Below are 12,374 nucleotides of genomic sequence, written 5' to 3'. Positions count from 1 at the left end.
TTGTGCCTGGAGATTGCTGAAAGAGGCCGAAGACGGTTCTACTGAGAAATTGCCTTCGGCCATAGAATCTCCCACAGAGATGTCACAGGCCTGCGGCCAAGCAATTCGCGCACTTGTGGGAGCGGGTTTACCCGCGAAGAGGCCAGACCTGCCCACAGCTCACCCCAATGATCTCACCAAATTTGACGCCCCCGCGTTTCAATGGTCAGATGCCCGCCAGTTTCAGGTGCCCTGCGCCGCCGCGCGCAGGGTGAAACGGGAAGCCGGTGCGTCGTGTTACCCACGACAAGTCCGGCGCTGCCCCCGCAACGGTAAGCGAGCGAACCCTTCGAGATACCACTGTGCACGTGCATGGGAAGGTGAAGGTTTCATGCCCCTCGCAAGCCCGGAGACCGGCCTGAAGCTTCACTTGGCAACCCGCGGTGGGCGGGCGCAGGCCGGTATCCGTGCGCGCGCCTGCGTGCACGGTGCGCCTTTGCGTGTTCTCCACCGGGATCCATTCATTCCTGCAGTAGTGGAACGACATGTCCCGTATGTTAACGCTTCACCCCCTGGCGGCCTGCCTGGCCGTTTCCCTGCCGGCCTCGGCCGATGCCATCGACCGACAGCCCTTGGCCCTGCCCGCCACGACCATCACCGACACCCAGGGCAGCCACGCCATCGACCTGGCCACCCCGACCCAGGCTGGCTCGCGCCTGGGCCTCAGCGCCCTGGAAACACCGGCCAGCACCAGCAGCATCAGCGCCGAGCAGATCCAGCAGCGCAACAACCTCACCGTACAGGACGCGGTGACCCGTTCACCGGGTGTCAGCTACGTCGGCTCCCCGGGCGACGGCGGCACGGGCCTTTCCGCCCGCGGCTTTGCCGGGCACAGCTCGGTGATGACCTTGTTCGACGGCGCACGCCTGTACACCGGTGCCGGTACCCAGACGTTCCCGGTCGACCCGTGGATGGTCGAGCGCATCGATGTGATTCGCGGCCCGGCCTCGGTGCTGTATGGCGAAGGTGCCACCGGTGCGGTGGTCAACGTGATCCCGAAAAAGCCGTTTACCGGCGAGGTACACAACCACCTGCGCCTGGGCTACGGTTCGTGGGACCGCCAGCAGCTCGGCCTGGATAGCGGCGGCAGCCTCGGCGAGCGCCTGAGCTATCGCCTGGCCCTGAACCAGCAAGCCGGTCACGGTTGGGTCGACCGCACCACGTCACGCAGCCTGGCGCTGAGCGCTGCACTGCGCGTCGATGCCAGCGACGACCTCAGCTTCACCCTCGCCCACGACCGCGGCGATGCGGAGCCTGCCAATTACTACGGAACCCCGCTGATCGACGGCCGCTACCGTAGCAGCCTGCGCAACAAGAACTACAACGTGCAGGACGACGTGCAGCACTACGTCGATGAATGGACGCGCCTGATCACCGACTGGACGTTGAACGACCACCTCAGCGCCAGCAACCAGCTGTACTACATCAAAAGCCGCCGTCACTGGCGTAACGCCGAGAACTACAGCTGGGACGCCGAGCGCCAGCAACTGCTGCGCGGCAGCTACCTGGAAATCAAGCACAACCAGGAACAGTTCGGCGACCGCCAGACCTTCACCCTCGACCACACGCTGTTCGGCCTGGCCAGCAAGACCGTGATCGGTGCCGAGTACAACAAGGTCCGCTTCAACGTCGACAGCAACGCGCCCTACAACGATGTGGGCGGCGACTATGTCGACCCGTGGCAACCGCAATCGGGTTGGTTCCATAGCGCCTCGCCGTTGCGCCCGCAAACCTTGTCCACCACCCACACCTTTGCCCTGTTCGCCGAAAACCGCCTGCAGCTGAGCGATCGCCTGTCGCTGGTCACCGGCATGCGCCGCGACCAGAACCACATCGTTCAGGAACAACTGACCAGCGACAGCCGCAGCGACCGCAGCCTGCAAGGTGGCAACTGGCGTGCCGGGCTGGTGTTTGCGGTCAGCGACGACCTGTCGCTGTATGGCCAGTACGCCACCAGCGAGGACGGGGTCGATAGCCTCATCAGCCTCAGCGCCAACCAGATGCACTACGGCCTGACCGAGGCCAGGCAGACCGAAGTGGGCCTCAAGCAGCGCTTCTGGGAGGGACGTGGCGAATGGACATTGGCGGCCTACCACATCGTCAAGAACAAGCTGCTGGTGGATGACCCGGTCACGCACGAGAAGCAACAGGCTGGCCAGCAGACATCCGACGGCCTGGAAGCTACCCTGGAACTGGCGCTGGTGCACCAGTGGCAGGTGTCGGCCAACGCGGCGATCGTGCGCGCCAGGTATGACGACTTCCACGAAATGGTCGGTGGCGTGGCGCAGGACCGTGCGGGCAATCGCCCGGCCAATGTCCCGCGGCGTACCGCCAACCTGTGGCTGAGCAAAGGCTTCGGCCAGCGGCTGGAGGCTGGCATTGGCGCGCGCTATGTGGACGAGCGCCATGCCAACACCGCCAACACCCAGAGCGCCCCGGGCTACACCGTGGTCGATGCCAACATCGGCTGGCAGGTGTTGCCGGATGTGCGGCTGGGGTTGCAGTTGAACAACCTGTTCGACCGTGAGTATGTGCAGTCGGCGTTCAGTGGCCAGCAGTGGCTGATGGGTATGCCACGGTCGTACTTTGCGACGGTGGATTACAGCTTCTGATCTGAACTGCCTGCACCGGCCTCTTCGCGGGTAAACCCGCGCCCACAGGTACGTCACAATATTCAACTCTGTGATATCTCTGTGGGAGCGGGTTTACCCGCGAAGAGGCCGGCACAGGAAGCACAAAAACATCTACCGCCCGGTGACAATACAGTTATAAGATAACGTTTCACTTGACATCAATTCCCATCAGCGACCCCTCCATGACTAGCGCCAGTGCCACCCCCACCCTGCTCACCCAGCGCCTGCAGAGCATCGATGCCCTGCGCGGCCTGGTGATCCTGTTCATGCTCCTGGACCACGTCCGCGAAACCTTCTTCCTGCACCGCCAGGTCAGCGACCCGATGGCCATCGATGCCACCGAGCCCTCGCTGTTCCTCAGCCGCACCCTGGCCCACCTGTGCGCGCCGGTGTTCGTCATGCTGACCGGCCTGTCGGCCTGGCTGTACGGCGAGAAACACCAGGGCCGCGGCGATGTCTCGGCGTTCCTGTTCAAGCGCGGGCTGTTCCTGGTGGTGCTGGAATTCACCCTGGTCAACTTCGCCTGGACCTTCCAGCTGCCACCCAGCGTCATCTACCTGCAAGTGATCTGGGCCATCGGCGTAAGCATGATCGCCCTGTCGCTGCTGGTGTGGTTGCCACGTGCCGCCCTGATCGCCTTGGGTGCAATCATCATCGCCGGCCACAACCTGCTCGATGGCCTGCACTTCGGCGCCGAATCCGCCCTGCACGTGCCATGGGCGATACTGCATGACCGGGGCTGGCTGGAGTACTCCGAAAGCCTGCGCCTGCGCACCTCCTACCCGGTGCTGCCGTGGATCGGTGTCATCGCCCTGGGCTACGGCCTGGGCCCGTGGTTCGCCCGTGGCAGCGATGCTGGCCAACGCCAGCATCGCCTGCTGCTGGCCGGGTCGATCTCGCTAACGGGCTTTGTCGTGCTGCGCCTGCTCAACGGCTACGGCGAGGCGCCGTGGAGCGCTTACCCAACCCTCACGCAAACCCTGATGAGCTTCTTCAACATCACCAAGTACCCACCGTCGCTGCTGTTCCTCGCCCTGACCCTGGGCTGTGGCCTGCTGTTGCTGCGCGCCTTCGAACGCGCCGGCCAGGCCCGCTGGATCAGCGCCCTGGCGGTGTTCGGTGCGGCCCCCATGTTCTTCTACCTGCTGCACCTGTATGTGCTGAAGCTGCTGTACCTGGCCAGCGTGGCGCTGTTCGGCCGCAACCATGGCGACTACTTCGGCTTCGACGGCATCGCCGCGGTGTGGCTGGGGGCGGTGCTGCTGGCGGTTTCGCTGTACCTGCCGGTGCGCTGGTTCGCCCGCCTGAAGGCGCGGCGACGCGACATCACCTGGCTGAAGTACTTCTGAAAAGCGTTTTCACCCGGCGGCGCGATGGTCTACCATGCCGGCCGCCGGTTTCCACCACGGAATCAATAGGGAATCACAGGCCCGCCAATTCGGGCCAAACGGAACTGCCCCCGCAACTGTAGGTGCCGAGCCTGCTCCATCGATGCCACTGGGCCACCAACCCGGGAAGGCCGGAGCCAGGCCATGACGCACCAGTCAGGAGACCTGCCGGCCTACATTCACCAACCGGCGGGGTGTCCGGGATTGGCCATCAGTGTTGCCCCTGCCGCCAGCAGGGGCTCGGCGATGCCTGTCCGTGCGTTCCTCACCCGAACTGTCCGATAGGAGATCGCCCAGCATGCTGCCCCGTATTGCCACCCTGCTCGCCGGCCTCGGCCTCACCGGCCTGGCCCAGGCTGCTGCCACCCACTACCCGCTGACAGTGGACAACTGCGGCAAACCGCAAACCTTCGCCCAGGCACCGGAACGCACGGTCACCATTGGCCAGGCTGGTACCGAGATGCTCTACGCGCTGGGGCTCGGCGGCAAACTGGCGGCCACCTCGCTGTGGTTCAACAACGTGCTACCCGAGTACCAGGTGCAGAACGACAAGGTACCGCGCCTGGCCGACAACGAGCCCAGCTTCGAGGCGGTAGTGGGCAAGCGCCCGCAACTGGTAACGGTGCAGTTCGAATGGATGGTCGGTGCCCAGGGCGTGGTCGGCACCCGCGAGCAGTTCGATGAACTGGGCATACCCACCTACCTGCTGCCGTCGGACTGCGAAGGCAAGGACAACCTGGTGGGCGCCGACGGTACCCGCCTGCAGGCGTTCCAGGTCCAGAGCATCTACAAGAGCGTCAGCCAGCTGGCGCAAATCTTCGACGTGCAGGACCGTGGCACGGCCCTGAATGCCGAGCTCAAAGGCCGCCTGGACAGTGCCAAGGCACAACTGGCCGGCAAGGATCTGTCCGCCACTTCGGCGCTGTTCTGGTTCTCCAGCGCCGACCTGCACATCGACCCCTACGTAGCGGGCCGCCAGGGGGTCGCCGATTTCATGCTGCGCAGCCTCGGCGTGCGCAACGTGGTCGAGTCCAGCGAAGAGTGGCCGACCGTAGGCTGGGAAACCCTGGCCAAGGCCAACCCCACCTGGCTGATCATCGCCCGCATGGACCGCCGCCGCTACCCCGCCGACGACTACCAGAAGAAGCTGGCATTCCTGCGCAGCGACCCGGTAACGCGCAACATGGACGCGGTGAAGCATGACCGCATCATCATCCTCGACGCCGACGCCATGCAGGCCGGCATTCGCTTGTTCAGCGGCCTGCAGACGCTGTCCGCCGCCTTCGCCAGCGGCAAAGCAGCCCAGTGATGATGCGCCTGTTACCCTGCATCGCTGTTGCCCTGACCGCCCTGTTGGCGGCCCTGCTGGCCGGCACCGCCATCGGCGAAACCAACCTGTCGCCCGGCGTGGTCGGTCAGGTGCTGGCCAACCACCTGTGGCAGGCGGGCTACCCGGTCGACCCGATCGACGCCGGCATCATCTGGAACTACCGCCTGACCCGTACCCTGGTCGCTGCGGCCTGCGGCGCCGGCCTGGCCACCTGCGGCGTGATCCTCCAGGCACTGTTGCGCAACCCGTTGGCCGAGCCTTACCTGCTGGGGCTGTCTGCCGGCGCCTCGACCGGTGCGGTGCTGGTCGGCCTGCTGGGCTTCGGCAGCCTGGCGCTGAGCATGTCCGGCGGCGCCTTCATCGGCGCCTTGGCAGCGTTCGCCCTGGTGCTGGTGCTGGCCCGCGCAGCCGGCCCCAGCAGCAACAACGCCCAGGTGATCCTCGCCGGAATCGCCGGCTCGCAACTGTTCAATGCCCTCACCGCCTTCCTCATCACCAAGTCGGCTACCGCCGAGCAGGCGCGCGGCATCCTGTTCTGGCTGCTGGGCAACCTCAGTGGCGTGCGTTGGCCTTCGGTGTGGCTGGCCGTGCCAGTGGCGCTGGTCGGGCTGGTGGTGTGCCTGTGGCACCGCCGTGCGCTGGATGCCTTCACCTTCGGTGCCGACTCGGCGGCGTCGCTGGGTATCCCGGTGCGGCGCACCCAGTTGCTGCTGATCAGCTGCGCAGCGCTGGTGACCGCCGTGATGGTATCCATCGTCGGCGCCATCGGTTTTGTCGGGCTGGTGATCCCCCATGCCCTGCGCCTGCTGCTCGGCCCCGGGCACAGCCGCCTGCTGCCCGCCAGCGCTCTGGGCGGGGCACTGTTCCTGATTGCCGCCGACACCCTGTCGCGCACCTTGATCCCTGGCCAGGTGATCCCCGTGGGCGTGATCACCGCACTGCTCGGCGCACCGGTCTTCGCGCTGATCCTGGTCAGCCGCCGGGGGCGCCCATGACAGTCATGCCGGCTGTACAGATAACCCCCTTGAGTTGCCAGAGCCTGGGGCTGCAACTGGCCGGCAACACCGTGCTCAGCGATATCGAACTAAGCGTCGTCGCCGGTGAAACCCTGGGCATCGTCGGCCCCAACGGCTCGGGCAAATCCTCGCTGCTGAAGGTGCTGGCCGGGCTGCGCAAGCCAGGCAGCGGCAGCGTGCAACTGCGGGGCGAGCCGCTGGCCCAGTTGCCCCGCCGCCGTGTCGCCCAGGCCTTGGCGCTGGTCGAACAGCAAGCCGACACCCTCGATGCGATCAGTGTGTTCGACGCCGTTGCCTTGGGCCGCACCCCCTGGCTGTCGGCGCTGGCGCCGTTCTCCCGGGAAGACCGCGCGATCGTCGAGCAGGCCCTGGCCGACCTCGACGCCCTGCACTTGCGCACACGCCTGTGGGGGTCGCTGTCCGGTGGCGAGCGCCAGCGCGTGCACATCGCCCGCGCCCTGGCACAGCGGCCGCAGGTGCTGCTGCTGGACGAGCCGACCAACCACCTGGATATCCAGCACCAGCTGAGTCTGCTGCAACAGGTGCAGGCCCTGCCGGTGACCACCCTGGTGGCCCTGCACGACCTCAACCAGGCGCTCACCTGCGACCGCATCGCAATGCTCGACAAGGGCCGCCTGGTCGCCCTCGGCAAACCGCTCGAGGTGCTCACCCCCGAGCGCCTGCTGAGCACCTTCGGCGTGCACGCCCACTACCTCACCGACCCCTTCGACGGCGCGCGCATCCTGCGTTTTCGTGCCCCCTGAACAGGAAGTCTTGCCCATTCCGCGCCCTGTCGCCCTGCTGCTCGCCAGCGCCCTGCTAACGCCGGCTGCGCTGGCCGACTCCGCCCAGTCGCAAAGCAACGGTTTTGTCGAGGATGGCCGCTGGAACCTGCTCAACCGCAGCGTATTCGACCAGCGCGACTACAAGCATGGCGGACGCAACAGTGCCGCGCGCAACGCCTACAAGCCACGCCATGAACGTAGCGGCAAGGCCGAGGAATGGGCCTATGGCCTGATGGGCACCTTCCGGTCCGGCTTCACTCAGGGGCTGATCGGTGTCGGCGTCGATGCCCACGCCTACCTGGGCGTGCAACTCGACAGCGGCGGCGGGCGCGTGGGCAAGGCACGCTTGCTCGGGGTGGATAACGAGGGGCACCCGAAAAATGAATACAGCCGTGCCGGCGCGGCACTGAAACTGCGCATGTCCGATACCGTGCTGTCCTACGGTGAGCAACGGGTCAAGACCCCGGTGTTCAGCTCCTCCGACAGCCGCCTGCTGCCCGAGACCGCCACCGGCTTGTTCCTGGACAGCAGCGAATTCGACAACCTCAAGCTGGTGGCCGGGCACTTCAACGAGAGTACCGACCGCAATGCTGCCAGCCACGACCAAGGCTTCGTGGTCAACTACTCCAATGGCCGCCAGGGCAACAGCTTCGACCTGGCCGGCGTGGCGTGGAACCCCGGCGCCGCCTTCAGCGGCAGCCTGTACACCTCACGCTACCAGGACAGCTGGAACCAGCATTACCTGGGCAGCACCCTCAGCCACGCCCTGGATGAGCGCCGCAGCCTCAGCCTCGACCTCAACCTGTACCCGCACCACCGACACCGGCAAGGCGCTGTCCGGGCGCATCGACAACACCACCTGGAGCCTGGTCTCGCGTTACGACCACGGGCCGCACGGCTTCAGCCTGGGCTGGCAGCAGGTGGACGGCAACACGCCATTCGACTACGTGACGCGGGGGGCGATCTTCATTGCCAACGCGGTGCAGATGTCGGACTTCAACGCGCCGAACGAAAAGTCGTGGCAGGCGCGCTATGACCTGAACATGGGCGCCTACGGCATGCCAGGGTTGAACCTGACGGCGTTATATGTGCGCGGGTTCGATATCGACGGCACCCATGTCGACCCTGCGGGCGGGTATGCGTACCTGGGGTATGGCAAGGGGGGCAAGCATTGGGAGCGCGACCTCGAGGCACGGTATGTGGTGCAGAATGGCAAGGCCAAGGGCACCGCATTTTCACTGCGGCATAACGTGCATCGGGGCAATACGGCGCAGGCGGAGCTGGATGGGGACCAGATACGGTTGGCGGTGGAATGGCCATTGTCGGGTGAGTTCTGATGTATCGCGTGGCCTGAGAGATCCCGGGGCCGCACAGCGGCCCCGAAAATCCATCAGGCAACCGTACTGTCAACCGGCTGCAACCCCCACTCCACCCGTTCCTGCGCACTCAGCGCCGCCACCACCTCGGCAAAGGTCTGCTCCAGTTCCGAGCTGACATTGCCAAACGCCCGGTAATTGGTCAGCAGGTAGCGCTTCACGGTCCTGGGCCAGCGCCTTTCCTTGTGCGCCGCATTGATGATGCCTTTTACGTCATGCCGCGTCGCCCCGCGCCACATGTCCATCAACCTGTTCTCGAAATCACCGAAAGTCCACAGATCTCTGCGGTCTTCGAACTCGTCCAGCAGTTTGAGTTTGTACAGGGCCATGTGCGTCATCGTGAATCTCCCTTGGTGCATTGAAAAATCCGTGCACCTGGGACGGTAAGCAAGCCGGGCAGGTTTTGAAATAAACGCGTCGATTACCTGTGCGGCACCTTTGTAGGCACTTTCTGACCTGTCAGCGCAGCCACAACTGCCGACATCGGTATAATCAGCAGCACTCAATGCCCAACCAGGCCACGCCATGCCTCGCTTCCAGAAGTTGCTGCTGCCCCTGCTGCTGACTGCAGCCCTCACCGCTTGCGACCAGAAACCCTCCCGTGAACAACAGATCCTGGCCCAGCTACCGCTGCAGGATGCCTACACGCACAACATCGAGCGCATGGCAGCGCTGCTCGGCCGCACGCACCCGCAGCTGTCGCAAGCGACCATCCTGGGTGTGCTGCGCAAGCACCTGACCGTCGAGGACCAGCGCCAGGACCTGTTCCGGCTGTACAGTGAAAAGAACTTCAGCGATGCCGAGTTCGCCACCATCGTCGAGGCCACCCAGGACCCGGACAAGGCCCGTGCCCTGGAAGACACCGAGGCCGGCAAGCGCCTTAGCGAGAAGCTCACCGCCCTGATGCGCGAGACCGCCCGCGACGCGAAGGTACAGGCCCTGGCCAAGCAGCGCATGCAACAGGTGGAAGACGAATTGCAAGCGCTGGAAAAGGCAGGCTCCTGAACGCGGTTCCCCACTGCGGCCATAACGCGTAAGGTTATTCCCATTTCATAGCTGTTTTTCGATCATCCGAGGTCAGGATTGCCACACACCAAGCACGGATTGCGCCTGGATCTACGCACACTCATTCTGGTGCTCTGCGCCCTTACCGCCGTGGTCATGCTGTGCGCCAGCTATTTCGCCAGCTACCGGGTGCAGCGCCAGCTGCTGATCGACCACGCCCTGGAAGCCAACCGGGTGTATGCGATGAAGCTGGCCACCATCACCGAGACCTTTATCGACAACGCTTTGCAGCAGCTGTCGTTCAGCGCTGGCGTGCAAGGCCGACAGCTCGGTGACGCCGTCGCCCTGCAGGCAGAGACCGAGCGCGTCCTGAGCCAGAGCCAGGCCTTCAACTCCACGTTCGTGATCGATGCCAACGGGGTGCTGCTGGCGATTGCCCCCGCCCCGTTGCGGCACCTGGTCGGCAGGCACATGCAGTCGCCCGGTGTTCAAGAGGCGCTGCACGCGCGCCGACCACTGGTGTCGACGCCTTACGTGACGGCGGCCAACAACCTGGTGGTGGCGCTGTCGCAACCCATTTTCGACAGCAATGGCCGCTATCTGGGATATGTCAGCGGTAGCCTGTACCTGCGTGAACACAACCTCCTCAACAGCCTGCTGGGCGAGCACTTCTACAAGGACGGCTCCTACCTGTACGTGGTCGACCGCAACCGCCGTCTGCTGTACCACCCCGACAGCCAGCGCGTGGGCACGGTGGTTGAAGGCAACGCATTGATCGACCAGCTGACGACCCTGGGCAGCGGTACCCGGCAACTGACCAACAGCCTCGGCGTAGAAATGCTCGCCGGGTTCGCCACCGTGCCCAGCACCGGTTGGGGCGTGGTGGCGCAGCAGCCGCTGACTCAGACGTTGATGCCACTGCGCGCCCTGATCCTCAACGTGGTCGGCACCTCCGCACCGTTGGCGCTGGTGGGCAGCTTGCTGCTGTGGTGGCTGGCCATGACCATCGCCCGGCCGCTGTGGCGGCTTGCCGCCGGCGCCCGCTCGATGGACCGTGCCGGCACTGCCGAGCGCCTGCATCGGGTACCGGCCTGGTACTTCGAGGCGGCCGAGCTCAAGCGCGCGCTGCTGTTCGGGCTCAACCTGCTGCAGGAACGTATCGGCCGGCTCAACCGCGACGCCCAGACCGACCCGCTGACCGGCCTGGGCAACCGCCGCAGCCTGGAGTTCAACCTGTCGCTGCTGGAAGCCGAGGGCCGGGCATTTGCGGCGATCGTGCTGGATATCGACCATTTCAAGCGGGTGAATGACTGCCACGGGCATGAAATGGGTGACCAGGTACTGCGCCGGCTCGCGGAGCTGATGCGCCGCTGCTGCCGCGAGGGCGACCTGCTGTGCCGCACCGGCGGCGAAGAGTTCCTGATGCTGCTGCCGGGGGCCAGCCTGGACATTGCAGCAGTGGTGGCCGAGCGGCTGCGGGTGACGGTGCAGGATACACCGATGGAGTCGGTGGGGGCGGTGACGGTGTCGCTGGGGGTGGCGCGCTGGGATGGCGAGGCCGAGAGCGAACCGGGGGATGTGTTGAGCGAGGCTGACCAGGCGCTGTACCGGGCCAAGCAGGAGGGGCGTAATCGAGTAGTCGTTGCCTGAGCGCCCTTGCTTGCCTGTTCTGGCATCTTCGCGGGTAAACCCGCTCCCACAGGTACCCCGCTGCCCTTAAGGGTGGTGCATAACCTGTGGGAGGTACCCCGCTGCTCTTAAGGGTGGTGCATAACCTGTGGGAGCGGGTTCACCCGCGAAAGGGCCGGAACAGACACTACACCGCTCAAGGCAGCCCCATTGCCACATGAAGAAATGAACTTAGCTGGCTGTAACATTCCTTGTCATAAAACTGTCGCGTTTCAGTCATAGGATTGACCTCAACCTGACATTTTCACTTCATGGATGAGCGTCTCATGCGTCGTGTGGTTTTCAATCAGAAAGGCGGCGTTGGTAAGTCCAGCATCGCTTGCAACCTTGCCGCCGCCAGTGCCGCCGAAGGCTACCGGACCTTGCTGGTCGACCTCGACCCGCAGGCCAATGCCACCTACTACCTGACCGGCCTGGTCAATGCCGCCATTCCTTCCGGCATTGCCGACTTCTTCCGCCAGACCTTGTCGCCGGTCACCGCTGCCGGCAAGAAGCACCGGGTGGCGATCACCGAAAGCCGCTACAGCAACCTGCACCTGGTTACCGCCAGCCCCGACCTCAGCGACCTGCAAGGCAAGCTGGAGAGCAAGTTCAAGATCAACAAACTGCGCAAACTGCTGGTGGAGCTGGGCGAGGACTACGAGCGGATCTACATCGACACCCCGCCGGCGCTCAACTTCTATACCTTCAGCGCGCTGGTGGCGGCCGAGCGGCTGTTGATACCGTTCGACTGCGACAGCTTCTCGCGCCAGGCCCTGCACAGCGTCATGGCCGAAGTCGAAGAACTGCGCCAGGACCATAACCCGGCGTTGCAGGTGGAAGGTGTAGTGGTCAACCAGTTCGCCGGGCGCACCGCGCTGCACCAGACCCTGGTCGAACAATTGCGCAGCGAAGGCATGCCGGTGCTGCCGGTGTACCTGAGCAGCTCGATCAAGATGCGTGAATCGCACCAGGTCTCGGTGCCGCTGGTGCACCTGGCGCCACGGCACAGGCTGGCGCTGGAGTTCGTTGACTTGCTGGATGTGCTGGAACGCGCGGCCTGACAGCGCCGTGGGGGCGCGCTGCTTCCCATCGTGACACAACGCCGCTCACAAGGCCTGCGCCCGCTCTGCA

9 protein-coding genes, 1 pseudogene and 2 riboswitches are annotated in these 12,374 nt (G+C 64.9%); of the genes and pseudogenes, 9 read left to right on the top strand and 1 reads right to left on the bottom strand.

Features of this window, described 5'->3' with window-relative positions; genetic code table 11:
* Positions 1–207 precede the first annotated feature (207 nt).
* Positions 208–415: riboswitch (cobalamin riboswitch) on the top strand.
* A gap of 109 nt (positions 416–524) precedes the next feature.
* From FQ664_RS12060 to FQ664_RS12035, 6 genes and pseudogenes are all read left to right on the top strand, one after another.
* Complete coding sequence (locus FQ664_RS12060; RefSeq protein ID WP_144172113.1) at positions 525–2,651, top strand: TonB-dependent receptor; 2,127 nt, start codon at positions 525–527, stop codon at positions 2,649–2,651.
* Between the two features lie 203 nt (positions 2,652–2,854).
* On the top strand, positions 2,855–4,021 hold the full coding sequence (locus tag FQ664_RS12055; RefSeq protein WP_144172112.1) for an acetyltransferase domain-containing protein: 1,167 nt from the start codon (positions 2,855–2,857) through the stop codon (positions 4,019–4,021).
* 28 nt (positions 4,022–4,049) lie between these two features.
* A riboswitch (cobalamin riboswitch) is annotated at positions 4,050–4,247 on the top strand.
* Between the two features lie 111 nt (positions 4,248–4,358).
* Positions 4,359–5,369 carry an ABC transporter substrate-binding protein gene (locus FQ664_RS12050; protein WP_144172111.1) on the top strand — a complete coding sequence of 337 codons (1,011 nt, stop codon included), beginning with the start codon at positions 4,359–4,361 and terminating at the stop codon, positions 5,367–5,369.
* A complete protein-coding gene (locus FQ664_RS12045) occupies positions 5,369–6,385 on the top strand; it encodes a FecCD family ABC transporter permease (protein ID WP_144172110.1) in 1,017 nt (338 codons plus the stop codon). The genes FQ664_RS12050 and FQ664_RS12045 overlap by 1 nt, the downstream gene beginning before the upstream one ends.
* A complete protein-coding gene (locus FQ664_RS12040) occupies positions 6,382–7,170 on the top strand; it encodes an ABC transporter ATP-binding protein (RefSeq protein ID WP_144172109.1) in 789 nt (262 codons plus the stop codon). The genes FQ664_RS12045 and FQ664_RS12040 overlap by 4 nt, the downstream gene beginning before the upstream one ends.
* Positions 7,171–7,186: 16 nt before the next feature.
* A pseudogene (locus FQ664_RS12035) lies at positions 7,187–8,528 on the top strand (OprD family porin).
* 53 nt (positions 8,529–8,581) lie between these two features.
* On the opposite strand, the gene FQ664_RS12030 reads toward FQ664_RS12035, so the two are convergent.
* Positions 8,582–8,905, bottom strand: coding sequence for a hypothetical protein (locus tag FQ664_RS12030; protein ID WP_144172108.1), 324 nt, complete (start codon positions 8,903–8,905; stop codon positions 8,582–8,584).
* A 187-nt stretch (positions 8,906–9,092) separates the two neighbouring features.
* Between FQ664_RS12030 and FQ664_RS12025 the strand changes: the two genes are divergently transcribed.
* From FQ664_RS12025 to FQ664_RS12015, 3 genes are all read left to right on the top strand, one after another.
* Positions 9,093–9,572, top strand: coding sequence for a hypothetical protein (locus FQ664_RS12025; RefSeq protein ID WP_144172107.1), 480 nt, complete (start codon positions 9,093–9,095; stop codon positions 9,570–9,572).
* Positions 9,573–9,650: 78 nt separating this feature from the next.
* Positions 9,651–11,222, top strand: coding sequence for a sensor domain-containing diguanylate cyclase (locus FQ664_RS12020; RefSeq protein WP_144172106.1), 1,572 nt, complete (start codon positions 9,651–9,653; stop codon positions 11,220–11,222).
* 305 nt (positions 11,223–11,527) lie between these two features.
* Positions 11,528–12,304 (top strand): ParA family protein, encoded by a 777-nt coding sequence (locus tag FQ664_RS12015; RefSeq protein WP_144172105.1) that lies wholly within the window; start codon positions 11,528–11,530, stop codon positions 12,302–12,304.
* Positions 12,305–12,374 lie beyond the last annotated feature (70 nt).

Source organism: Pseudomonas persica (assembly GCF_900291015.1).
Lineage (GTDB): Bacteria > Pseudomonadota > Gammaproteobacteria > Pseudomonadales > Pseudomonadaceae > Aquipseudomonas.
This window is presented reverse-complemented; position numbering and strand designations above follow the sequence as displayed.